20 protein-coding genes are annotated in these 25555 nt (G+C 41.2%); 8 read left to right on the top strand and 12 right to left on the bottom strand.

Annotated features, from left to right (window positions below; all coding sequences use genetic code 11):
* The first annotated feature begins 198 nt into the window (after nucleotides 1-198).
* A complete protein-coding gene (locus tag SJ312_RS05645; RefSeq protein ID WP_110591808.1) occupies nucleotides 199-576 on the top strand; it encodes a hypothetical protein in 378 nt (125 codons plus the stop codon).
* 59 nt (nucleotides 577-635) lie between these two features.
* On the opposite strand, the gene SJ312_RS05640 is transcribed toward SJ312_RS05645, so the two are convergent.
* Both SJ312_RS05640 and SJ312_RS05635 read right to left on the bottom strand, forming a co-directional pair.
* Nucleotides 636-1007: a hypothetical protein gene (locus SJ312_RS05640; RefSeq protein ID WP_036957640.1), complete on the bottom strand. Its 372-nt coding sequence runs from the start codon at nucleotides 1005-1007 to the stop codon at nucleotides 636-638.
* Nucleotides 1008-1380: 373 nt separating this feature from the next.
* Entirely contained in the window at nucleotides 1381-1629 is a 249-nt protein-coding gene (locus SJ312_RS05635; protein WP_004253462.1) for a DinI-like family protein, read from the bottom strand.
* A 581-nt stretch (nucleotides 1630-2210) separates the two neighbouring features.
* Between SJ312_RS05635 and SJ312_RS05630 the strand changes: the two genes are divergently transcribed.
* Complete coding sequence (locus SJ312_RS05630; RefSeq protein WP_094960470.1) at nucleotides 2211-3671, top strand: alanine/glycine:cation symporter family protein; 1461 nt, start codon at nucleotides 2211-2213, stop codon at nucleotides 3669-3671.
* A gap of 188 nt (nucleotides 3672-3859) precedes the next feature.
* Entirely contained in the window at nucleotides 3860-4759 is a 900-nt protein-coding gene (gene yddG / locus SJ312_RS05625) for an aromatic amino acid DMT transporter YddG (RefSeq protein ID WP_094960471.1), read from the top strand.
* Between the two features lie 67 nt (nucleotides 4760-4826).
* On the opposite strand, the gene yidA is transcribed toward yddG, so the two are convergent.
* Complete coding sequence (gene yidA, locus SJ312_RS05620) at nucleotides 4827-5639, bottom strand: sugar-phosphatase (protein WP_004253474.1); 813 nt, start codon at nucleotides 5637-5639, stop codon at nucleotides 4827-4829.
* 225 nt (nucleotides 5640-5864) lie between these two features.
* The gene (locus tag SJ312_RS05615) at nucleotides 5865-6248 is read right to left on the bottom strand and encodes a helix-turn-helix domain-containing protein (protein WP_004253477.1); all 384 of its coding nucleotides are present in this window, start codon (nucleotides 6246-6248) and stop codon (nucleotides 5865-5867) included.
* A gap of 333 nt (nucleotides 6249-6581) precedes the next feature.
* On the opposite strand from SJ312_RS05615, the gene mgrB reads away from it, so the two are divergent.
* Nucleotides 6582-6728, top strand: a complete 147-nt coding sequence (mgrB, locus tag SJ312_RS05610) for a PhoP/PhoQ regulator MgrB (RefSeq protein ID WP_004253482.1) — start codon at nucleotides 6582-6584, stop codon at nucleotides 6726-6728.
* Nucleotides 6729-6958: 230 nt separating this feature from the next.
* Entirely contained in the window at nucleotides 6959-8335 is a 1377-nt protein-coding gene (locus SJ312_RS05605) for an amino acid permease (protein WP_036957645.1), read from the top strand.
* 75 nt (nucleotides 8336-8410) lie between these two features.
* On the opposite strand, the gene pagP is transcribed toward SJ312_RS05605, so the two are convergent.
* Nucleotides 8411-8986, bottom strand: coding sequence for a lipid IV(A) palmitoyltransferase PagP (gene pagP / locus SJ312_RS05600; RefSeq protein ID WP_094960472.1), 576 nt, complete (start codon nucleotides 8984-8986; stop codon nucleotides 8411-8413).
* A gap of 670 nt (nucleotides 8987-9656) precedes the next feature.
* Between pagP and SJ312_RS05595 the strand changes: the two genes are divergently transcribed.
* From SJ312_RS05595 to thiD, 3 genes are all read left to right on the top strand, one after another.
* Nucleotides 9657-11213: a YjjI family glycine radical enzyme gene (locus tag SJ312_RS05595; protein WP_319867158.1), complete on the top strand. Its 1557-nt coding sequence runs from the start codon at nucleotides 9657-9659 to the stop codon at nucleotides 11211-11213.
* Complete coding sequence (locus SJ312_RS05590) at nucleotides 11185-12051, top strand: YjjW family glycine radical enzyme activase (protein ID WP_319867156.1); 867 nt, start codon at nucleotides 11185-11187, stop codon at nucleotides 12049-12051. The genes SJ312_RS05595 and SJ312_RS05590 overlap by 29 nt, the downstream gene beginning before the upstream one ends.
* A 191-nt stretch (nucleotides 12052-12242) precedes the next feature.
* On the top strand, nucleotides 12243-13040 hold the full coding sequence (thiD, locus tag SJ312_RS05585) for a bifunctional hydroxymethylpyrimidine kinase/phosphomethylpyrimidine kinase (protein ID WP_004253495.1): 798 nt from the start codon (nucleotides 12243-12245) through the stop codon (nucleotides 13038-13040).
* A 46-nt stretch (nucleotides 13041-13086) separates the two neighbouring features.
* Here thiD and yegS read toward each other — a convergent pair whose 3' ends face one another.
* The 7 genes from yegS to SJ312_RS05550 form a co-directional block, all read right to left on the bottom strand.
* Nucleotides 13087-13986 carry a lipid kinase YegS gene (gene yegS / locus SJ312_RS05580; protein ID WP_096863891.1) on the bottom strand — a complete coding sequence of 300 codons (900 nt, stop codon included), beginning with the start codon at nucleotides 13984-13986 and terminating at the stop codon, nucleotides 13087-13089.
* Between the two features lie 462 nt (nucleotides 13987-14448).
* The gene (yegQ, locus tag SJ312_RS05575) at nucleotides 14449-15834 is read right to left on the bottom strand and encodes a tRNA 5-hydroxyuridine modification protein YegQ (RefSeq protein ID WP_004253511.1); all 1386 of its coding nucleotides are present in this window, start codon (nucleotides 15832-15834) and stop codon (nucleotides 14449-14451) included.
* A 128-nt stretch (nucleotides 15835-15962) separates the two neighbouring features.
* Nucleotides 15963-16670, bottom strand: coding sequence for a two-component system response regulator BaeR (baeR, locus tag SJ312_RS05570; protein WP_405029949.1), 708 nt, complete (start codon nucleotides 16668-16670; stop codon nucleotides 15963-15965).
* Between the two features lie 2 nt (nucleotides 16671-16672).
* Nucleotides 16673-18061 (bottom strand): two-component system sensor histidine kinase BaeS, encoded by a 1389-nt coding sequence (baeS, locus tag SJ312_RS05565; RefSeq protein WP_004253515.1) that lies wholly within the window; start codon nucleotides 18059-18061, stop codon nucleotides 16673-16675.
* Complete coding sequence (gene mdtC, locus SJ312_RS05560; RefSeq protein WP_165879770.1) at nucleotides 18051-21152, bottom strand: multidrug efflux RND transporter permease subunit MdtC; 3102 nt, start codon at nucleotides 21150-21152, stop codon at nucleotides 18051-18053. The genes baeS and mdtC overlap by 11 nt, the downstream gene beginning before the upstream one ends.
* The gene (locus SJ312_RS05555; RefSeq protein ID WP_110591802.1) at nucleotides 21152-24274 is read right to left on the bottom strand and encodes an MdtB/MuxB family multidrug efflux RND transporter permease subunit; all 3123 of its coding nucleotides are present in this window, start codon (nucleotides 24272-24274) and stop codon (nucleotides 21152-21154) included. The genes mdtC and SJ312_RS05555 overlap by 1 nt, the downstream gene beginning before the upstream one ends.
* Nucleotides 24274-25518, bottom strand: coding sequence for an MdtA/MuxA family multidrug efflux RND transporter periplasmic adaptor subunit (locus SJ312_RS05550; RefSeq protein ID WP_094960479.1), 1245 nt, complete (start codon nucleotides 25516-25518; stop codon nucleotides 24274-24276). The genes SJ312_RS05555 and SJ312_RS05550 overlap by 1 nt, the downstream gene beginning before the upstream one ends.
* Between the last annotated feature and the right edge of the window lie 37 nt (nucleotides 25519-25555).

The following is a 25555-nucleotide window of genomic DNA, read 5'->3' as shown; positions in this document are numbered from 1 at the left end:
TAATAGATATAAATTGAATCAATAGTGATAGGAATGTTTTAGAAAAATTTTCAATATTAAAGTTCGATTTTTATGAGAAAATAGCAATTGGTTAGAGGGAATATCAAATAGTAGAGCCAAAAGCTCAAATTGTTTATTCAAACTGATATAATCCATTTATACTAGTTCGATTTATCATAAAGTAGAAAGGGTGATGCGTTGAAGCGTATAAAAACAAAATTACTGATTGTACTGCTATTGGCTTTAGGAGTATTTGCATACCATTCTTATACGAGTATTGGTGATTCAGATGTTAAAAATGAAGCACAAAGCTTGGTGGAAAAGAAATTCGGCAACTCATCAGCAGTTGAGTTTAGTGATGTTGAAATAGTACAAAAAAATGAGTTTAAGGAAGGGGAGAGTTATCGAGTTTGTGGCTTATACCATTTATCTTCCCAAGACGACGCTCTGCCATTTGTTGCGAATGTGATTGTTAAGGAAGGGGGTTTTTCTGAACATGGGCAGCTGATTATTAGTGAAACACCGGAGTTACAATTTTCTATTGAACAGTTGTGTGTTAAAAAACAAGCTAATTGATAAAAAAGCGCTCAAAGTAAAAGTTGAGCGCTTTTTTGTTTCCTAGAAAAATTAAATGATTAAGATTTATTCAAAAGAAGTTCAGTTTGAATTTTACAAGCTGAAACAGAATCATTTAATGATTTATTGAAGTCAGCTTCATTAGCAAATTTAGATTTATTGCTACGTACGGTATCAATCGCTGAAGTTAGATTTTTGCGGAGGTCTGACTCAACAGTGGCTAATTGCTTGAGATCGACATTTTCACTTTTCAGTTTAGCAATGGTTTCTTGGGTTAATTCACTGCTAGTTTTGTCAGTGCTGTATGCTTCACTTAGTGCTTGACCTGTGATTTCACAATAATCGTTGGCTATCTCACTAATATTTAATGGGGCATTATCAGCCATAACAAGGGCTGGGGCCAGGCAAAAAGCCAGTAATAAACGCTTCATAGTCATACCTCTATTTTGCACACAATGAATAATAACTCTATCTGGTATTAGAGAAATACTATAGCAGATTAGACCTAAAACGGGGGATGTCGAATGGGTTTTAGCATGATTTCATAAAAAAGAGCCAGTATAAATACTGGCCGCTATAATTAGCAAAAGCAATGTAAATGAAAATTGCGTTATATACATTACCATATAACGGTGTGAGGTAAAGCGATTTCCACTTATTTTGGTGAAAGTTAAGATTAAGTATGATCTTGATCAGAGTTTGGATAAATATTGGAAGAGCGTTATTGAAATATAGGAGAGTTAAAACAACCAGCTAGCGATCATGCAGACCACTGCTGGTTCTATTCATAACCTCACAGAGAGCTTATTGTTTTAACCAATGACCATGTTTTAATACATCTTCGACAAGTTCATGTAAAACAATATGTGCTTCGTTATCATCATGAAAGCCTTTAGTTTGAAAGGTTGTTGGGCCATTATCATGAGTAATCAATAGATAACTACCAGGGTAGACTTCTAAAACGCGAGCTTTCAGTTCTGCAATGAAGGATTCATATGATTTTTCAGGGAGCTGAGAAAGTGGGTCATCAGATAACTTAATATTAATTTCCATGCGTTAACCTCTTGTTTATAAATTTAATTAAGCTCAGTTTATTGTTAAGTGAAAGCATAAGCAATAATCTAATTATGATGATTGCAATTTGATTGATTTCGGCGTTGTGAATTAACGTTATTCATTGAGTCAATATTCCAAATAGCAAATGAGTTAAATAAAGTTAATATGAAAAATGTTTTAGTTAGAGGATAAGCTAATTAAAATTGACGATGTGAAATAAATAATAGGCTTTTATTTGTTTAAGTGACTATTTGATTAAAATAAATACTATAATTCAATCATTTGATTGGTTTTTTGTTAAATAATAAATGATTTTATCATGCTTAGATTTTTCAATATGTTACATGTATTTTTTTGTAAATGTCTAACTTGTTTTTATTAAAACGTAATGTAGTTAATGATTGTTCAAGCGAAAATCAATTTACATTAAAGATAAAAAAATATAATTTCTGATAATCATATTAAGATGATTTGGCTTTTGTAAGCTGAACTCCTTTTTCTGGAGTTATATTTTAAATGTGAGGTTTTGATTTTCGATTAACTATTTATTAATCGTTCTAATAAAAAAGGAGTGTAATTTGATAGAATTTATAAACTCATTAACTAATTTTATTTGGGGTTCTTTACTTATTTATTTATTACTGGGTGCCGGCCTGTATTTTACTCTTCGATCAGGGTTTATTCAAATTAGGCATTTTGGTCATATGTTTAGTGTCTTAAAAAATAGTAAACAGTCCGATAGTGCGGGTATCTCATCTTTTCAGGCATTATGTACAAGTTTAGCCGCTAGGGTCGGCACAGGAAATTTAACCGGAGTTGCAATTGCGCTAACAGCAGGTGGGCCAGGCGCTATTTTTTGGATGTGGGTCGTCGCTGTACTCGGAATGGCTACGTCTTTTATTGAGTGTACTCTCGCACAGTTATACAAAACCAAAGATGATAAAGGAAACTATCGAGGTGGGCCTTCATATTATATGCAGAAAGGCTTAAACCAACGCTGGATGGGCGTATTATTTTCCATTTTCCTGATTATTGCCTTTGGTTTAGTATTTAATGCAGTACAAGCTAATTCTATTGCTCAAGCAACCGCAGTCGCCTTTGATTTCAATCCAATTTATGTTGGCATTGGCTTAGTTTTATTAAGCGGAGTTATTATTTTTGGTGGATTGAAATCCATTGCGAAAGTTGCTGAATTAGTTGTTCCAGTTATGGCGTTAGCTTATTTGTTATTAGCTTTTTGGGTTGTTGGGCACCATATTGAACGATTACCTGAAGTTTTTATGCTGATAATTCGAAATGCATTTGGTCTGCAAGAGGCTGCGGGTGGGGCTGTCGGTTATGGTGTTGCCCAGGCAATGACACAAGGAATTCAACGGGGGTTATTCTCTAACGAAGCTGGGATGGGGTCTGCACCAAATGCAGCGGCATCTGCGGCACCTTATCCACCACATCCTGCGTCACAAGGGTATGTACAGATGCTTGGTGTATTTATGGACACCATCGTTATTTGCAGTGCGACCGCCATTATTATTTTATCATCTGGCGTTCTAGAAAGTGGAATGGATAACATTAATGGGATTGAATTGACACAGCTTGCTCTTTCTTCTGCTGTCGGTAGCTGGGGAAGTACGTTCATTGCAATTGCTATCTTCTTTTTTGCATTTACATCAATCATTGCTAATTATGCTTATGCCGAAAGTAATATGATTTTTCTCGAGAATAATCATACAGCTGGGTTATTTATTTTCCGTTTAGCTGCGTTGGGTATGGTGATGTTTGGTGCGCTCGCTGAAATGCCATTTATTTGGAAACTCGCAGACTTATCGATGGGCTTAATGGCGATAACTAATCTAATTGCGATCCTTTTATTATCGGGTATCGCTTTCAAACTTGCTAAAGATTATAACCAGCAGTTAGTTGCCGGCAAAATACCGACTTTTGATATCAATCAACACCCTGAATTAAAGAAACAGTTTGAGGAAGGGATATGGGAAAAAGAAGAAGTTGATAAGTGGGTTGAGAAAGAAACATCTCGCTAATACAAAACATTTTAAGCATAAAATTCTTAGGTGATAGCCTGAGAATTTTTTTTATGAAATATTATCAATGCGTAATAAGAATAAGCGCTTGCATTATAATTATTTGAGCTATAAGGTTTTTTAAGGTGATAAAATAAATGTATTATTACAATAAATACCAATTTCGAAACTAAATAGCTGAGAAAATTATGAAATTGAATCAGTATGCCGCAACGCTGTATGGGGTTATATCAATCTTGTTGTGGAGCACAATGGTAGGGCTGATCCGTAGTGTAAGTGAAAACTTTGGGCCTGTGGGTGGTGCTGCATTAGTGTATACAGTCGGTTCGCTTGTATTGGTACTCGTTATGGGGATACCAAAAATAACGAAATATCCTAAACGCTATTTGCTTTGGGGAACGGTGTTATTTGTTAGCTATGAAATCTGTTTTGTTTTGGCGTTAGGATTAGCTAATAACCGGCAACAAGCTATTGAACTTGGTATGGTGAATTATTTGTGGCCAAGTTTTACTATCGCACTTGCTGTGTTTTTTAACCGCCAGCGTTTCACTTTATTATTAGGATTAGGGTTGGTTTTAGCTTTTATGGGGTTGATCTGGGTAATTTCAGGCAATCAGCCATTGTCGGTGCAAACTATTTTGGCAAATATACAAAGTAACCCACTTTGTTATTTTTTAGCTTTTATTGGAGCCATTGTTTGGTCATTTTATAGTAATGTTACCAAGCGTATTTCTGGTGGTCACAATGGCATGGTATTATTTTTCATCATGACTTCTATTGGGTTATGGATTTTGTATTTTTTTAGTACGCCAACAGCGTTTATTATCAATAGCGAAAGCCTGTTGTTATTACTCGTTGCCTCTATTGCGACTGGTGGGGCGAATGCATTATGGACATTTGCGGTTATCAAGGGCAATGTGGCTTTTCTAGGGACGCTTTCTTATTTCACTCCAGTTATATCGACAGCATTCGCGTCTATGTTGTTAAGTACCGCATTAACGTTAAGTTTTTGGCAGGGTGTGTTAATGGTGACAATGGGGTCGGTGATTTGCTTTTTAGCGACTAGGCAAAAACCAATACACGGTTAAAAATGGCAGCGCATACTGGTGTAAGCGCTGCAACGGAAAATATACTGAAGTGAAATTTTTTGCGGGCTTATACATTAATAAACTTATTAATGGCGACAGCAACACCATCTTCATCATTGGTTGTGGTGACAAATTTAACCATTTGGCGAATTGGCTCTAAAGCATTGCCCATTGCGACAGAAACACTGGCGTATTGCAGCATTTGAATATCATTGTTTTGGTCTCCAATACTCATGACTTTATCCGGTGTAATGCCTAGTTTTTCACAGATACATTCTAACGCAGCGCCTTTACTTGAGGTTTTATTTGATACCTCAAGGAAATATGGGCTTGTTCGAGTTAAAGAGTAATTATCAAAGACATTCTCTGGAATATAGCTGATACCCATATCTAATTTTTCTGGATGGTCAATTATCATAAACTTAGTAAATTCCAGAGAAGAGTCCATTTCATTAACGGGGCAATAGATAAGCGGAGTGTGGGTTAGATAAGCATCTGCCACCGTATAGTGACTAATATGGCGGTTTGCCGTGAACATGCTGTTATCCGCAAGAGCATGCATGTGGACCCCGACATTTCTAGCCAGTTCCTCAAAATATTGGAAGTCAGCGAAATCTAACAAATTTTCTGCCAGATGACTGCCATCATTGGCTTGGTGAATGACACTACCATTATTACTAATACAGTAGTTATCCGCTGTATTTAAATCTAATTCCCGCAGGTAGGGGGATATACCCGAAAATGGCCTACCGGAGGCTAAAATAATATGGACACCTTTTTGCTTGGCTTGAGTGATGGCCTCTTTTACTACGGGAGATATTTGGTGTTGGGAGTTAAGTAATGTGCCATCTAAATCAATGGCGACCAGTTTGATTGACATCCAATGCCTCCTAAAATTCGTGCTTTCTGCCAATACCTTACTCCAATTATTCGGAATGTAAATTATACAAATAGTTATAATTTTACGCGTACTAGAATAATGGGTATTTGATGTGAAATTGAACAGAATATAACGCAGGAACTCTGTTCAATAGTCAAAGGTTGAAATGACAATGTTTTATAGCATCAGTGTGTGAATCAATAGATTAATGCGGCTAAAATATTCTCACTCATAATTATGAATCAAATGAAGCGGTTGCTTAACATCTAATTGGATTTGGTCATTCTGTCTAAAATCAAATGGCGTAATGCCATATTCCTTACGAAACATATAGGTAAAGTGGGACTGTGACCCAAAACCAAAATCCAGTGCGATATCGAAAATAGACTGGTTGCTGTTGCGCAGTAAGTTAACCGCACCAGCAAGACGGCGTTGGCGGATGTATTTACCCAGTGAAATCCCTGTGACTTCTTTAAAAATTTTTTGCATATGCCAAAGTGAATAGCCTGAATAAGCCGCGAGCTCTTCTAAGTGGATCACGCGCCCTAAGTGTTCTTCTATCCATTTACTCAAAGCATAAACAAGTGCTAAGTGGTTATCTTGTGGCATCTCAAATGTTTTCTAGTTTTACGGTAGCAGAAGTATACACAACTTCATTTCATCATGACAAAGGCTGCTTGTGCGGTATTTCCTATTTTTAGGATAAAAAAAGCACAATCAGAATAAGTTAATGGCCAATAGCACCTAAAATGAGCGAAATTTTTGTAAAAAGAGGTCAATTGCATATTTTCCTCAAATTTAAGGCTCGAAATTAGAGTACCATTTATTTTATAAACGCATTACGTGCAATGCCATAAGTGATATCAATCATAAAATGGCAGTACCTTAGTATTGTAATCATTTGAAAAATAAAATCATCATAGAAATATGAAGGAATTATCGGTGTTTGGTCGTAAATTAATTATTGTTATAAGCGCAATCTTGGCCTGTATTTTTCTCTATCTTTTAGCGATGGATAGCCTGTGCGACCAAGGTGGAGAGGACTTTATTTTTGGTATTTGTCGTGTAACTGACTTGTTACCATTTTGAATTTGCTTTTTAATGCACAATCCATGATATTGAGTTGGGGTAACTATCCTGCGGTATCATTTTGTTATGTGATGAAAAAAAATAACTAATAGCACCAGCTTCTGGTTCGTAGAATAGGGTAAAAACAGCGCCAGATGAATGTAGTGTTAATAAGAAAATTCAAATAAACTTGTGTCATTATCATTAGTTTGGGCGATAAAAAGCAAGTAAGAGGACGAAAGGGTAAAGTTATGGCGCAACAGCAACAGACGCTAAAGCGGGGATTAAAAAATAGGCATATCCAATTGATTGCTTTGGGAGGCGCTGTTGGTACAGGGTTATTCCTCGGAATAGCAACAACCATACAAATGGCAGGGCCATCAGTTTTACTGGGCTATGCATTGTGTGGGTTTATTGCTTTTCTTATCATGCGCCAGTTGGGAGAAATGATTGTTCAGGAACCTGTCGCGGGTTCATTTAGCCACTTTGCATTTAAGTATTGGGGGGGGTTTGCGGGTTTCCTCTCAGGGTGGAATTACTGGGTTATGTTTATCCTTGTTGGGATGACAGAACTGACGGCCGCAGGTAAATATATGCAACACTGGTGGCCTGAGCTCCCGATATGGGTTTCTGCCGCGGTGTTTTTTATTGCGGTGAATGCCGTTAACTTGGTTAATGTTCGCTCTTATGGGGAAACGGAATTCTGGTTTGCATTGATAAAAGTTATTGCTGTCGTAGCTATGATTATTTTTGGTTGCTACTTACTACTTAGCGGTCATGGTGGCTCACAAGCGAAAGTGAGTAACTTATGGGAGTATGGCGGTTTCTTTGCTAATGGCTTTAATGGGCTAATAATGGCTTTGGCTATTATTATGTTTTCATTTGGGGGCTTAGAGCTAGTCGGTATTACGGCCGCAGAGGCAGAAGACCCAGATAAAAGCATTCCAAAAGCGATAAACCAAGTTGTGTACCGTATCTTGATTTTTTATATTGGCTCGTTAGCCGTATTGTTAGCGTTGTACCCTTGGGTTGACCTTGATGGCAAAACAAGCCCATTTGTATTAATTTTCCACGAATTAGGGGACTTACTAGTTGCTAATTCGTTGAACGTTGTCATTTTGATCGCTGCGTTGTCTGTTTATAACAGCGGGGCTTATGCGACAAGCCGTATGTTGTATGGTTTGGCACAACAAAGTAATGCACCTAAATTTCTTGCAAAAGTGAATAAAGGTGGCGTTCCAGTCATGGCTTTATTAGTTTCAGGTATTGCGACTTCTGGCGGGATTTTAATTAACTTTGTGATGGAAGGTAAGGCTTTCGAATTATTAATGTCATTGGTTGTGACGACGTTAGTTCTGAACTGGATTATGATTTGTGTTTCAAATTTGAAGTTCAGAGCGGCAATGAACAAACAAGGTGTTGAAACGAAATTTAAAAGCATTTGGTATCCATTTGGGAACTATCTATGCTTAGCATTTTTGCTGTTAATTTTAGGGATTATCCTGACAATGGACGGCTTACGTATCTCGGTATTAATTATGCCATTATGGATAGCGGTTCTATGGGTTGGGTACCAGTTCTCAGGGGCTAAAAAGCAAGATTTAGCTAAAAGCCAACAGCTGAGCTAAATTTGATTTTCTGATAATAAAAAGGTCGGTGGGAATATCCCACCGGCCTTTTTATACAGTAATGAAGTACTTAAATTACCATTGCCAACGTAACCAAGCGAATAATACGTTACCGTTATTATAAGTTCCCGGAATATAAGTGGCTTGTAGCGAAAGTTTGTCATATTCCACTGATACCAGAGGAAGCGGTGCTGGGATCGGAATATAGTACATATCCTTGCGAGCAGTAACACTGAGAGTGAAGCCAGCTCCCATGCGAAAACCATCAATGTCCCCGGGGATCCACATTTTTTGGAATGCATAACCACCAATTGGCTCCCAATCATTATGTGAATCTTTAAATGCCATTGCATAGATAGCATGCCAGTCATTGTCTTCATCATAACGATATTTACCAAAGCCCAGACCCCAAGGGCGCTCGTTATATTCATCTGTTTTTTTCTTGTCGTACATTGCACGGTTGTGCCAAGTCACAGCGGGAACGTATAGCTCATATTTGTCTGAGTCCCATGTGGTACTGACATTACTTTTAAATGTATCCCATAAATTTTCCGATTGCTCTTGTGCAACGGCAGGCGATGATATGCAGATTGAGGCGCTCATGAGTAGCGATGCACCTACGGCCAACTGTATGTTTTTATAAACTCTCATTGTAAATCCAGTTCTGTATCGCAGATATAAAAATGATGATTAGCTCGCTAATGATTATCAGATTAGCATTATTATTATAATTTTGAGCGAAATTATTTTAATTAAGATGTACAGAATATAACAGTATTTATTACATAGTTAAGGATAATAATTGGCTGGTCATGGTAGAACCGTTTAATTTTGCCTGTTTTTAAGTAGGATAACCGATAGATAAATTGGATGTTAACTTATCAGATTGGTTATTGAATAGGCTAATCCTCCTAAAAATAACCAATAATAATAGATAAGGTATTTCATTTTCTTATTAATAAGGCCGTTATTTGATAAGAAAAAATGAAAGAGAATTTTTTAATCAAGAATAAGAGAAAACATTGTGTCACTCATTATTGTTGTATTTAACTTTTTGTAATAAAAGATATTTTTAACAATTTAGGTGATTACGACTAGTAATGTTGATAGAGCAGACATTTATGAAAAATAGCGTGCAAACAAATCTAAAAAGTATGATGCACGTCAAATAATGACTTGTCTCAATGGGATGAAATGAGTGTTATAGGCGGCAGGTATAAGCTGCTGCATGTCAACACGGGTAGGAGCGAGTACTTAAAGGTTTATAGCATATACATTGCTGTGCGTAACTATGGCTTCTAACTAACAAAGGAACATCACCATGATGAAACGCCAAGAACCACTGACTGAATATCAAGCAAAATGCTTGGCTATCGCTACAGACAAAATATTATCACCAAAACAAAAAGCCAATTTTTTAGCGATAGAGGCCGATAGCAATATTCCTTACCTTGCGATGAGCCAACCCCTAACGGATGCGTTAAATGAACGTATTATTTGTGATATGTATGAAGGAAATGCACCGTATAAGCCACGTTATGTATTGCCCGATTATGTAAAATACCTCAAGCAAGGTTCAAAATACTTAGAGTTAGCCCCTGCTGAGGACTTTGATGACGCCCTTAATCATCTGATGATTTTGTACCACCACGTCCCTTCGGTAACCAATTTCCCTGTGTTTTTAGGGTATTTAGATAAAGTCCTCATGCCATACGTGGGTGAGTTGACAGAAGAACAACTGTATCCAAAACTAAAAAGATTCTGGGTGCAGTTAGACCGAACTCTACCTGATGCTTTTATGCATGCCAATAATGGGCCTGATGACAACGTTATTTGCCGTTTGATTTTACGTATTGATGCAGAACTGAAACAAGTCGCACCTAACCTGACATTTGTCTATCACCCACAACGCACACCAGAGTCGCTTTTCTTGCAAGCGATTGAGAATATTTGTGAATGTAGTAAGCCACATATTGCAAATGATATTGTTCATAGTGCGGCATTCGATAAACAAGGTTACGGTATTGTCAGTTGTTATAATGCATTACCTGTTGCGGGTGGCGGAAGCACTTTAGTTCGTATTAATTTGCGCGAAGTTGCGTTACGCAGTCAAAATTCAGCTGATTTTTTAAATGTGCAATTGAAAAAGTATTGTGAGTTACAAATGGAACTCATTGAAACACGTAGCGCATTTTTATATGAGGAATCTAATTTCTTCCAAACCAGTTTTCTTGTTCAAGAGGGGTTAATTGAGCCAGAACGCTTTGCACCGATGTTTGGTATTTATGGTTTAGCAGAGGCCGTGAATATCTTGATGGAAAAAGATGGCGTGAAAGGCCAGTACCAAGCGAATTCACCAGCTTTACCATTGTCTTATCAAATTAGTGAACAATTGGCAGACTTTGTTGAAACAACACCGGTTAAATATGGCTATAAAAACCGAGCTATGCTTCATGCGCAATCTGGGATTAGCTCAGACATAGGAACGACGCCGGGGGCTCGTATTCCATATGGTGAAGAACCCGATCCTGTGTCGCATATTCAAGCCGTTGCACCTCATCACAAACACTATTTATCTGGGATCAGTGACATTTTAACCATCGATGAAACGATTAAACAAAACCCGCAAGCATTAATGCAATTGTGCAAAGGGGCGTTTAGTTGTGGGATGCGCGAATTTACCGCAAACGTGGCAAGTAATGATTTAGTCCGTGTCACTGGCTATATGGTGCGTTTGTCAGATATCGAAAAATACAAAGAACAAGGTTCTAGAAGCAATACTACCTGGTTAGGTGAAGAAGCGACTAAGAACTGTAAAATTACAGCCCGTCAGCAGCGAGTCATCAGCAATGAGCAATCGATGCGCTACGCTGAATAAGGTTATTCCTTTTTCCTGCGTAGATGGGCCGGGCAATCGACATGTTATCTTTTTGCAAGGTTGCAATTTACGTTGTTTGAATTGCCATAATCCATATACTATGGCGCTTTGTGACCACTGTGGGGACTGCGTTTTAACCTGTCCTCACAATGGGTTATCATTTGTTGACGGTAAGGTTATATGGGATAGCGATGCCTGCCAGCTCTGTGACACTTGTTTGCAAACGTGCACTAAGAATTCAAGCCCAATGACAGTATCATTAAGTGTTAATGATGCTATCAATGACTTGAAAAAAAATGTTGCCTTTCTGAATGGCATAACCATTAGTGGCGGGGAAGCAACAACACAATTACCCTTTATTATTGAATTATTTAAAGCGGTCAAAGACACGCCGGAACTGAAACATTTAACCTGCTTTATTGACAGTAATGGCCATCTTGCTTCTGCGGGGTGGAGTAAGGTAATTGAGTATACTGATGGCGTGATGATTGACTTAAAGTCATGGAGTGATGAGTGTGCCTTAAGATTAACTGGGAAAGATAACCAACGTGTATTTCAATCAATTCAATTTCTGGCCCAAGCGGGGAAATTGTATGAATTGCGTTTGTTATATATTCCTCAGCAAACAGATTATCTAGAACACATTGATAAACTGGCTGATTTCTTAAATCAACTTCCTGCAAACACACGAATAAAAGTTAATGCTTTTCAGCAACATGGCGTAAAAAATGAAGCGGCTAACTGGCCTGCGGCAACCCAAACGGAAGTAGAGACATTTACCCAGCTATTAAAACAGCGAGGTGTCGGTAATATTCATTTGCCTAATGTGTACTTATAAGTCGCGCTAATTTTTCCTGTGTAATATATTTCCCCTTTTTATCTAAGTCATTAAAATTCATTCACTAACCGCTGGTATTTGTTAAATGATATGAGACAATCAAGGCGGTTTTATTGTTTGATTTAAAATGATTTCAGTAAACCTCGCTTATCAATCTATTCAAATGCTTTAGCCGAAAAGGGGAATCACTCATGAGGATCAATGCGTTAACCATAGCCGGAACAGACCCATCGGGTGGGGCGGGTATTCAGGCGGATTTAAAAACTTTCTCTGCGTTAGAGGCTTATGGTACGAGTGTGATGACGGCATTGGTGGCTCAAAATACCCGAGGCGTGCAATCCGTCCAAGACTTACCCCCTGAATTTGTGGCGGCACAATTAGACTCTGTTCTCAGTGATGTGCGAATTGATAGCGCAAAAATCGGCATGTTATTTAACCAAAGTAATATCGCAGTTGTGGCGAAGGCGCTGAAGCAATATCCTATTCCGTATGTGGTATTGGATACTGTAATGGTGGCTAAAAGTGGCGACCCGTTACTATTACCCGATGCGGTTGATGCACTGCGCCAACAATTATTGCCCCTCGTTTCTATAATTACACCGAATCTCCCTGAAGCCGCGGTATTACTAGACGAAAAAGTTGCACAAACAGAAAGCCAAATGTTGACTCAGGGGTATAAGTTACTTGAAAAAGGTTGCCAAGCGGTGTTGATGAAAGGCGGGCACCTAAGTGATGCTGAAAGCCCTGATTGGTTAATCACACCTGAAGGTGAATGGCGCTTTACCTCTATTCGCGTAAATACTAAAAATACCCATGGTACTGGGTGTACTTTGTCAGCGGCTTTGGCTGCTCTGCGCCCTCGTTGCTCTGATTGGCAAGAAGCGGTTACGCAGGCTAAAGCCTATTTACAAGCTGCGTTAGAGCAAGCGGACAGTTTAGAAGTTGGCAAGGGGATTGGCCCAGTACACCACTTCCATGCATGGTGGTAGCCTGTAATGATTGAAAGCCCGAACACTAGGGCTTTCTCGTTATATTTTAAGCTAATAAGTTACATTGAGGCGGCAACCGGCACTGAATAGCATTCGGCTGCACTGCGAACGTAAAGGTATCTCCCGATAATGGCTCACCATCAAGGTTTAAGATCATATCGTGAGGAGATGAGATTTTTACCCATGATAATTGCTTTTCGACCAAGTGCTCGTTTTTATCGTCTGAAAATAGGTTCGCTAAAAATGCGGGTATGACATCCCTTGCAGGAATAATCAGTAAATTTAATGCGCCATCATTAATTAGTGCTTGCGGTGTCAGTTGTTGCCCTCCGCCCGCTTGGCGGCCGTTTCCGACAGCGATGACCAACGTTTCACCTTCCCAACTAAAGTTTTCACCCTCAATGCGGCAAATATCCGTTTTCAGCGTATCAGGGCGCAATAAGCCATTTATCACGTAAGCGGCACCGCCCAATGCTGATTTCAGTGCTTCAGGCGTTTCGGTGGTAATACGCGTCCCAAAGCCGCCAGTCGCCATATTGAGAAAATAATATTGTTTATTGACTTGCGCAATATCAATGGGAACTGCTTTACCTTTTAATGAGAGAGCAAGGGCGGCTTCAATATCCAGTGGAATATTCGCGCTGGTGGCAAAATCATTTGCCGTTCCCATCGGGAGAATTCCTAAAGTAGGGCGAGAGTCACTCGGGAACTTCATCAAGGTACTGGCAACCGCATTTACTGTGCCGTCACCTCCTGCGGCAATGATGGTATCAACGCCGTGTTTTATTGCCTGAGAAATAAAATAATAAGTATCATCCAATTCCCACGGAATACGGACTTGAATTTGATGGCCTTCATTACGTAAGTGAGTAATGGCCTTTCGCAGCTCAGCGTGATTGGCTTGTTTACCATTAAGGATAATCATGGCTGACTGATATTGATTCATATATACCCATCCATTCGGCTTAACATATGGCAAATATTCGTTAAAATGAGTATAAATGGATTTATAAGATATTGATGAGCTTATTTTAGATTTTTTACAGTAATAGCGTTAACAAGAGAAATGAAATAGAAATTGCAGATAAAAGAAATGGCTAGCTCAAGGGAGATTGAGCCAGCCAAGGAGGTGGTTCCTAGTCTTATTTTATGACTTTCTAGTTCTTCGTTTTCAAGAGTGACTATACGATATTGAATAGCCAATTGATGTGATCTGTTGCATAAAATTGGATATTCAGTGCACTTTTCAATGTAAATGTCAATAACGCGAATGATTCTCATATAAGAAAACGCATATAAAGTGAAATAATATCATATTATAGATAAAAAAAAGCCAAAATATCAAAACGTTAAACGATGAGATTTTGGCTTTTAGCGAACAAACTATTTAAAAAACACGGAGTGGCGGTTAGCCTGCAATTTGTTTTTCTGCCTGAGTTTGGTGAGGTGCGCGGGTCGTTGTTCCTGCTAAGTTACGGATCAACAAACCAAAATTAACATCGACATCCTCAGGGATTGGCAGGTAAACTACATGGCCGTTACCGGGTGCAACATCAATCGCTTCACCTTTGCGGTTTGCTAATGAGTCCAAAGTAAAGACAATATTACCCGCCGGGGTCATCATCTCTAAGCTATCCCCAACGCTAAATTTATTTTTTACATCAACCTCAGCCATACCATTGACACGTTTACCTGTGAATTCACCCACAAATTGCTGAGTTTCAGAAACAGAATAGCCATATTCATAGGTTTGGTAGGCATCGTGAGTGTGGCGACGCAAGAAACCTTCAGTGTAACCACGGTGTGCTAACCCTTCTAAAGTAGATAACAACGTTGGGTCAAAGGGTTTTCCTGCGACAGCATCGTCAATCGCACGTCTATAGACTTGTGCAGTACGAGCACAGTAATAAAACGATTTTGTGCGGCCTTCAATTTTTAATGAGTGAACACCCATTTTTGTTAGGTTTTCAACGTGTTCGATTGCACGTAAATCTTTAGAGTTCATGATATAAGTGCCATGTTCGTCTTCAAAGGCCGTCATATATTCGCCTGGACGTTTAGCTTCTTCTATCATAAAGACTTTATCTGTTGGCGCGCCCGCACCTAAAGTTGGTGCTACATTTTGTACAGGGATCGGTTCATGCACATGGACAATATTACCCACATCATCTTCTTTACCTTCTTGTACGTTATATTCCCAGCGGCAAGCATTGGTGCAAGTCCCTTGATTTGGGTCGCGTTTATTAATATAACCGGAAAGTAAACAACGGCCGGAATAGGCCATACAAAGGGCACCATGGACAAAGACTTCAAGTTCGATTTCCGGTACTTGTTGACGAATTTCAGCAATTTCTTCGAGGGATAATTCGCGAGATAAGATCACACGTGTTAAGCCCATTTGTTTCCAAAACTTCACCGATGCCCAGTTAACTGCATTGGCCTGCACAGATAAATGAATATCCATCTCAGGAAACGCTTCACGAACCATCATAATAAGGCCAGGGTCAGACATGATCAGAGCATCTGGGCCCATTTCAATGACGGGGGTTAAATCACGAATAAAGGTTTTTAATTTCGCATTATGAGGGGCAATATTCACCACCACATAAAACTTTTTACCCAACTCATGGGCTTCCTGAATGCCTTTAGCTAAGTTTTCGTGATTAAATTCGTTATTTCGTACGCGCAAGCTGTAACGGGGCTGTCCTGCATAAACGGCGTCTGCGCCATACGCGAAGGCGTAACGCATATTTTTTAATGAACCGGCAGGGGATAAAAGCTCTGGTGTAAACATGGTTATTCTCTATCTGATGTCAAGTCAGCACTCACTCATACGAGAGAGTGTTTTTAAGGGATGAGGATTTTACTCCCATTTGATAAAAAAACCAAATATCCCACAAGAATAGTATGTCTATTGATTACTTAACATTCATCCCAACGGTAGCCGAGGCCGTATATTGAACGAATAAAGGTTTTTTCGTTATCGAGGGACTCTAATTTACGGCGTAAATTTTTGACGTGACTATCAATTGTACGGTCCGTTACTACGCGGTGGTCGTCATATAAGATATCCAGTAACTGGTCGCGAGAAAACACCATACCTGCATTATCAGACATAAACTTGAGTAGCCGAAATTCAGCGGGCGTGAGTTCAAGTAAGTGTGAGCCATAGCGTACTTGAAATGCATTTTCATCAATAATAAGCTTGGATTGATTATTACTATTAGTTTGGTTATTGCTAGTTGCCATATTTGGCTGGCAACGGCGTAGAATCGTTTTGACTCGAGCCACGACTTCTCGCGGGCTAAAAGGCTTACAAATATAGTCGTCAGCCCCAATTTCTAACCCTAATAAACGGTCAATTTCTTCGGTTTTTGCTGTCACCATAATAATGGGAACATCACTGAATTTTCGCAGTTCACGACATACTGAAATGCCGTCCATACCGGGTAACATTAAATCTAATAAAATGAGTGCAGGTTGATGTTGTTTAACATAGTCGATTACTTGGTCACCCCGTGCAATTAATGCGGGTTGATAATTTGCAGCTTGTAAGTAATCGAACAGCAGTTGGCCTAGCTTGGGTTCATCTTCCACAACCAAAATAGGGGTATTGCTCTGTTCAGTCATGATCATAAACCTTTGTCTTTTAATTGAATCGGTAAATTAATGGTAATTTTGACACCACCTAATGGTGACGGTGCTGCGGAAATTGTTCCATGGTGAGCCTCAACAATATTATAGCAAATGGCCAACCCTAAGCCTGAACCGCCACTGGCGCGATTACGAGAACCTTCAGCACGGTAAAAACGTTCAAATAAATGTTGGCATTGCTCAGCAGACAGCCCCGGGGCGCTATCTTGCCAAATTATACTGAGCTGGTTGTGGTCTTGTGTGACTTGAATGGCAATTTTACCTTGTGGGTCCGTATAGCGTAAGCTGTTTTCCATTAAGTTATAGAATAACTGAGTGATGCGGTCAGGGTCTGCAAACACGTTGCCTTGTGCAATAAATTGCCGTTCAACTGAAAGTTGTTGGTCTTCTAACCGCCAGCGGGCTTGGCCTATTGCCATTTCAATTAAAGGGATAATATCGGTAAGTTGCATACGGTAGACCAAAGAACCTCTATCCGATAACGAGAGCTGGTGGAGGTCATTAACCAGCTTAATTAAAGTTTGGGTTTCATTCAGTAGGGAATTGATTGTTTCGGGAGTGGCTTGCCGGACGCCATCTTGCACCGCTTCTAATTCGCCTCGCAGAACTGACAACGGCGTGCGGAGCTCATGGGAAATATCCGCCATATAATCACGCCGCATTTGTTCGTTTTTTTCAAGGGTAGAGGCCAGATGGTTAAAATCTTTAGCCAGTTGCCCAAGTTCATCGCGGCCAGACTCAGGAACCCGCGTGGCAAAATCACCATTGGCGAGCCGGTTAGTGCCTTCGAGTAACCGCTTGATGGGTTTCAAAAAACTACGGGCAAGGAACAATGTGGCAATCAGAGCCACAAATAAAGACAGCCCAGCGATGATCCAACTGGTATACATTTGTTTGGTATCAAAACGGCGGTCAAGGGCGCTGCTGATTCCCGTTTCATAGCTGGCAACGAGCCAACCGACGGTTTCGCCATTGCTAGTAACAATAGGCTCACGGAGAACTTTGCTCGGTAGGGGCGTGTCTTGCCCGAAAATTAGCCGGTCTTGTGTATCATAAACCCAAAAAATGGTTCGCCAGCGCTGTCGCATCGGGCCACGATGCTGTTGATGTTCTACAGAGCGCAGAATGCGAAAAAAAATGCGATCATTACCAATCAAAAACCGCCAATTGCCCATTTCTTCATATTGTTCCGCAAGGGCGGAAGAAACCTGCTCAACGCGTTGTTGGTCATTTTCTTTAATATAGTCAATAAAGCCATGTTGAAAACTCATGCGCACGCCTTGGTGCATAATTAGCACTAGCAATAAGCATGTCGCAAAAATAGCTAAAAAAAGCCGAGTACTAACGCTATTTAACCTAAGCTTCATGGTTATTCTCCACAATCTTATGCGTTAATGACTTTTTGCGCTGCCAACGTTGCCTTAAGCTATCAAAACTTAAATACACAACAGGAGTGGTAAATAAAGTCAGCAATTGGCTCATTATTAAGCCACCGACAATGGTGATCCCGAGAGGTTGACGTAGTTCTGCTCCATCACCACTACCTAACATTAACGGTAACGCACCAAAAATGGCGGCGAGTGTCGTCATTAAAATAGGGCGAAAACGTAATAAACTGGCACGGAAAATGGCTTCTTGAGCGGTTAAACCCGCTGTTCTTTGTGCTTGAATAGCAAAATCCACCATAATAATGGCGTTCTTCTTGACGATCCCAATTAATAGCATGATGCCGATTAAAGCGATTAAACTAAATGGTGTGTCAAATAACTCAAGGGCTAATAATGCACCGACACCAGCAGAAGGCAAAGTTGATAAAATTGTCAGTGGGTGAATATAACTTTCATATAGAATCCCAAGGACTAAATAGACAGTCACAATAGCGGCTAAAATCAAAAATAATTGTGACTGTAAAGTTTCTTGGAATATTTGTGCCGTTCCTGCAAAAGACCCTCGCACTGTAGATGGCACGCCAAGCGCAGTCATGGTTTTTTCTATTTCGACGATGGCATCATTTAAGGTATAACCGTCAGCGACATTAAATGCGATAGTGGATGAAGCTGATAGCCCCTGGTGGTTCACGCTTAATGGCGCATTCGCCGGCTGCCAACGAGCAAAATAAGACAGCGGGATAGCATCGCCATCTTTATTGATAACAAACATTTTGTCGAGGGAACTGACATCTTGCGTATATTCAGGGGCAACTTCCATCACCACTTTATATTGGTTCATCGCTTCATAAATAGTGGAAACTTGGCGTTGACCAAATGCATTGTTAAGCAAACTGTTAGCTTCACGGACATCGATACCTAGCTGGGCCATTAAGTCCCTATCGTAGGTGATCGCCATTTCTGCACCTTTGTCTTCCTTATCTGAGTTCACATCTGTCAGCTGTGGCAATTCACCGAGTGCTTTACGAATGGCGGGTTCCCAGTCACGCAATGCAGAAAGCTCATCCGCAAGCAGCGTAAACTGATAGCTGGCATTGGCTTGTCGACCTCCCACACGAATATCTTGTACTGGCATCATAAACAGGTTAGCCCCTGGCTCATTGGCTAATTTCATGCGTAACCGATTAATGACTTCAGCTGAGCTTTCAGTACGTTCACCCAGTGGTTTTAATGAGATATACATAAAACCGCTGTTTACCCGGCTACCGCCAGTAAAACCGGTGACATTATCCGTCGCTGGGTCGGCTTTAACTTGCTGCATAAAACGGGTCATTTTTTCTTTCATTGACTGGAATGAAATACTTTGGTCTGCGCGAACAAAGCCCAGCACACGGCCGGTATCTTGTTCAGGAAAGAAAGTTTTCGGAACGGTAATATACAGATAAACGTTTAAGCCGATTGTGGCAAATAGCACCGCGAGAACACTACGGCGATGTTCGAGTACCCATTTTAAAGCGATGCCATAACTTTCTTGCAAGCGCAGCAACACACGTCCAAACCCGCGATGTTTGGCTTTGACGTTGCGAGGGCGTTTCTTCAGTAAGTAAGCACACATCATAGGGGTGAGCGTTAATGAGATCACCAAAGAAATACCGATAGCGGTTGCAAGGGTAATGGCAAATTCGCGGAATAAACGGCCGACCAGTCCATCCATAAGCAGTAGCGGAATAAAAACAGCCACTAAGGAAATACTCATGGAAACGACGGTAAAGCCGACTTCATGCACGCCTTTAACCGCCGCAATAAACGGTTTTTTACCATTTTCGATATGACGCGAGATATTTTCTAATACGACAATGGCATCATCAACCACAAAGCCCGTCGCAACCGTTAATGCCATCAATGACAAGTTATTTAAACTAAAGCCACATAAATACATGGCCGTAAAAGTCCCAATCAATGAGACAGGGACAGCAACGGCAGGGATCAAAGTAGCGCGACCTGAGCGTAAGAACAGCAGCACCACGAGGATCACCAAGGCAACGGCAATCAGTAGAGCACGTTCCACTTCGGCTAGAGACGCGCGGATGGTCGGTGTTCTGTCTTGTGCCACTTTTAAATCAATAGCGGCAGGGATCATGTCATTGAATTCAGGCAATTCAGCACGAATACGGTTCACTGTTTCAATAATATTGGCGCCAGCTTCACGACGAATGACAATCAAAATAGCCGGTTTACCGTCTGCCATACCGGCAGCGCGTACGTTTTCAATGGAATCTTTAACATTGGCGACATCGCTGAGCTTTACAGCATTGCCTTGGCTGTAATGAACAATAATTGGTCGATAATCGGCTGCTTTTTTTAACTCATCATTAGTCTGTACTTGATAACGTTTTTCGTCATCATTGATATAGCCTTGCGGTTGGCGAACGTTAGCACTACTAATGGCTGAGCGCACGGCATCAAGGGAAACCCCTTGGTTAAATAGGGCGGTTGGGTTGAGTTCAACCCGTACGGCAGGGAGCGAGCCGCCACCAACTGAAACTTCACTAACCCCTTCAATTTGCGCAATTCGCTGGGCTAAACGGGTAGATGCAATATCATAAATTTCGCCAGTACCCATGGTCTCTGAGGTCATGGTTAAAATCATAATTGGCGCATCAGACGGGTTAGACTTGTAATAACGTGGACGGCTTGGCATACCGCTGGGCAGCAGGTTTTGCGCCGCATTAATCGCAGCTTGCACTTCCCGAGCCGCGTTATTAATGTCTTTGTCGAGATTAAACTCAAGGGTAATAGTGGTTCGCCCAAGCGCACTGCTTGAGGTCATTTCGCTGATCCCAGCAATACTGCCTAAAGAGCGTTCAAGAGGTGTCGCAACGGAGGACGCCATGGTTTCGGGTGACGCCCCAGGAAGTGACGCTGTCACGTTAATCACAGGGTAATCTACTTGAGGCAACGGAGAAACCGGTAAAAATAGAAAGCTCAGGGCACCACACAAAGTAATCGCAACGCTAATCAGCGTCGTTGCTACCGGGCGGCTAATAAATAGAGCAAAGAAGCGCTTCATTATGACACCTGTGCCTTCTTCGCTTGGCGACGGTCTTTAAAATAATGAGAAAGACGGTCGAACAATAAGTAAATAACCGGTGTGGTAAATAAGGTGAGGATTTGGCTCATAATTAAGCCACCAACCATACAAATTCCTAATGGTTGGCGTAATTCTGCACCGACACCTGTACTTAGCATTAATGGCAAGGCTCCTAGTAATGCCGCCATGGTGGTCATTAAAATTGGGCGAAAACGCAGTAGGCAAGCTTGGTAGATGGCATCATAAGGGGACATTCCCTGTTCACGCTCTGCAGCAAGGGCAAAGTCAATCATCATAATGGCGTTCTTTTTCACGATACCAATTAATAAGATGATGCCGATGACTGCAATAACATCAAGGTCTTTCCCTGCCATCATTAAAGCAAGTAATGCGCCAACCCCCGCAGTCGGTAAGGTGGATAAAATCGTAATCGGATGGATAAAGCTCTCATATAAAATGCCTAATACGATATACATCGCCACAATTGCGGCTGCAATTAACCAGATAGTGCTGCTTAGTGCAGCTTCAAAGGCTAAAGTCGCTCCTTGGAATTGTGTGGTAATGGATTTTGGCATAGCAATTTGTGATTCGGCCAACTTCACGGCATTGACGGCTGACTCAAGCGAAGCGCCATCCGCCACATTAAACGAGAATGTCACCGCGGGAAATTGGTCGAGGTGATTAATGGCTAATGGCCCATTACCTTCTTGAATATTTACCAAGGTGCTTAGTGGCACAATGGCTCCATCAGTACCTTTTAGACGAATATCATTCAGCGCATCCATACCATCACGTGTCTGTGTGTCATGTTCTAATATCACACGATATTGATTTGACTGTGTGTATATGGTCGAAACCATTCTCTGCCCAAATGCATTATATAAAGCGTTATCAATGGCTGACATTGTGATACCAAAACGGCTTGCGGTATCACGGTTAACATTCACATAGGCGACTAACCCTTTATTTTGCCAGTCACTACTGACATCGGTGAGTTCAGGTTGTTGCTCTAGGGCATCTAACAAGCGTGGAACCCAAGTGGTTAATTCCTCTAGTGAACCGGCCTGTAACGTAAATTGATACTGTGTGCGTGCAACTTGCGTATCGATGGTGAGATCTTGCATAGGCTGCAAATATAAATTCACCCCGGCAATGTTATCCACGGATTGCTGTAGACGATCAATAATCGCCACCACTCTATCTTCACGCTCATCAAGGGGCTTTAAGGTAATTTGGAGACGCGCATTGTTTAATGTTGGGTTGCTACCATCAACCCCCACATAAGTGGTGACATTATCAACCGCAGGGTCTGCCAATAATTTTGACGCGACTTCCTGTTGCTTTTGCGCCATGGCCGCAAAAGAAATAGATTGACGGCTTTCAATTGAACCCTGAATAATTCCACTGTCTTGCAACGGGAAAAACCCTTTTGGGATCCACATATACAGCAAAACAGTCAGCACCATGGTGCCTAGCGCCACAGAAAGCGTTAACCATTGGTGATTAAGAATACGTTTTAACCAAATTGCGTATCCAGCAACCATACGGTCAAAGAAACGCTCACACGCTAGTTCAAAACGGTTATGTTTATGTTGCGACTCTGGTTTTAATAAACGCGCACACATCATTGGCGTTAACGTCAAAGAGACGACAGCGGAGATCAAAATAGCCACGGCTAGGGTAATGGCAAATTCGCGGAATAACCGGCCGACAATATCCCCCATAAATAACAGCGGGATTAATACTGCAACTAAAGAAAAGGTGAGGGAGATAATGGTAAACCCGATTTCACCCGCCCCTTTGAGTGCAGCGACCAGAGGCTTATCGCCTTTTTCTAAGTAGCGGGAAATATTTTCAATCACCACTATCGCATCATCGACCACAAAACCTGTGGCGATGGTTAATGCCATTAGGGTGAGGTTATTGACAGAAAAACCACAAAAATACATGACTGCAAAGGTACCAACGAGGGACAGCGGTACCGCAATGCCCGGTATTAAGGTGGCAATTCCATTGCGTAAAAACAAATAAATCACCATCACCACGAGGGCGATGGCTAACATTAACTCAAACTGTACATCATTAACGGACGCTCGAATAGTACTGGTTCTATCGGTTAAAATATCGACATTAACCGATTTAGGTAAGCTTTCAATTAATTCGGGTAACAGCGTACGAATGGTATCTGTGGTTTCAATGACGTTAGCACCGGGCTGCCGCTGCACATTGATCACAATCGCCTGTTCATTATTTGCCCATGCCCCTAAATAGGCATTTTCGGCACCTTGTGCAATCGTTGCAATATCGCCTAAACGCACAGGCGCACCATTTTGGAAGGCCACAATAAGCTGACGATAGTCGTCAAGTGACTTCATTTGGTCGTTAGCAGAAAGCGTCACTGCTCGCGTTGGCCCATCGAAACTCCCTTTTGCGGAGTTGACGTTAGCATTGTTGATGGCTAGGCGGATGGTTTCGCTATCCAGCCCTTTGGCTGCCATGGCTTGTGGGTTTAAATTCACGCGAACAGCAGGGCGTTGACCACCGGCTAAGGTGACTAAACCCACTCCATTAACTTGGGATATTTTCTGGGCAATTCGCGTTTCAATAATATCCTGTACCTGCGTTAATGGCATCGCATCAGAGGTGACCGCTAAGGTGAGTACAGGCGGGTCAGCAGGGTTTACCTTATTATAAATCGGAGGATAGGGTAAATCCGAAGGCAGTAAACTACTGGCGGAATTAATCGCTGCTTGGACTTCTTGTTCGGCAACCTCTAGAGGCAACGTTAATTGGAACATCAGTGTTATAACTGATGCTCCTCCTGAACTTTGCGATGACATCTGTTTAAGACCCGACATTTGCCCAAACTGGGTTTCCAAAGGCGCAGTCACTGCAGAGGTCATCACATCGGGGCTGGCTCCCGGGTAAAGGGTAACAACTTGAATCGTCGGATAATCGACTTCGGGCAGGGCTGAAACAGGTAAGAAGCGATAGCCGATGATCCCTGCAAGTAATATAGCCACCATGAATAATGTGGTAGCCACAGGGCGCAAAATAAATAAACGAGAAGGCCCACCGCCTTTTAACATTTCAGGCTGCATTACGCTTTCTCCGCGCTATTGGCTTTACCTTTGCGGGGCTCTTTTTTGGCGATGCTTTCAGCGGTAACGACTTCGACAGTTGTGCCATCGGTGAGTTTATCAACACCATCGGTGATGACTTTGGTATTTGCTGCGAGCCCACTTTCAATAACGACTTGTTGGCTATCTTGCATCCCCACGGTCACATTGTGTTTGCTGACTTTATTATCATCACTCAATACCCAAACATAATGACCTTCATTGCCCATTTGCAGTGCAGCGGTTGGGATCACCACGGCATTTTGCAGCGTTTCAACTTGCATTTTTACGTTAACAAATTGATTAGGGAAAAGTTTTTCTTCTTCATTGGTAAAGCGCGCTTTTATTTTAAGAGTGCCGGTCGCAGCATCAATTTGGTTATCAGTACTGAGTAGTTCACCGCTTGCGATTAGCGCGATATTGTTTCTGTCCCAAGCTTCAATCAATACTTTTTCACCGGAAGATTGTGCTTGCTGGATCGCGGGAATATCACCTTCAGGTAAAGCAAACAAGACATCTGCGGGTTGAGTTTGTGTGATAACAACAAGAGGGGTTGAGGTTCCTGAAGAGATAAAGTTTCCGACATCAACTTGTTTTAAACCAACCCGCCCTGAGATGGGGGCAGTAATTTTACTGTAGGTTAATTGCAGTTTGGCATTATCAACAGCCGCTTGGTCGACTTTAATACTGCCTTGTGCCTGTAATACTGCCGCTTTTTGGTTATCTAGCTCTTGTTGCGAAATCACTTTAGTGCCAGCAAGCTTTTGATAACGCGCTAAATCTAATTGCGCATTAGCTAACGTTGCTTTGTCTTTAGCTAATTGCCCCTCAGCTTGTGATAGCTGAACTTCAAATGGGCGAGGGTCAATCTGTGCCAATAAATCTCCCTTATTGACATATTGCCCTTCGGTAAAATACAGCTGCATTAACTGGCCTTCAACACGGCTGGTTACAGTGACAACATTTGCTGCTTGCACTGTGCCTAAGCCTGATAAAAATCGTGGAACGACTTTTTGTTCAGCAACGGCAAACTGCACAGGGGCTAACACACGTGGTGGGCGGCCCATCGCGCTTCGCTGTGAGTTTGGTTTTGCTACGGTGCCAGTAGATTGTGTATCTGATTGTTTTTCTTGATGATAAAAGTACCAAGAAACGCCAGCTACCGCAATAATGGCAATAAAAATGGCAGAGCGAATAAAAGGTTTACGTTGTTTTTGTTTATTCATTTTGGGTAATTCGCTTAACTCAAAAAAAGTGGATGAG

The organism is Providencia sp. CIM-Carb-044 (assembly GCF_033901115.1).
Taxonomy (GTDB): Bacteria; Pseudomonadota; Gammaproteobacteria; order Enterobacterales; family Enterobacteriaceae; genus Providencia; species Providencia hangzhouensis.
Note: the sequence above shows the minus strand (reverse complement) of the source record. Positions and strands in the feature narration are given on the sequence as shown.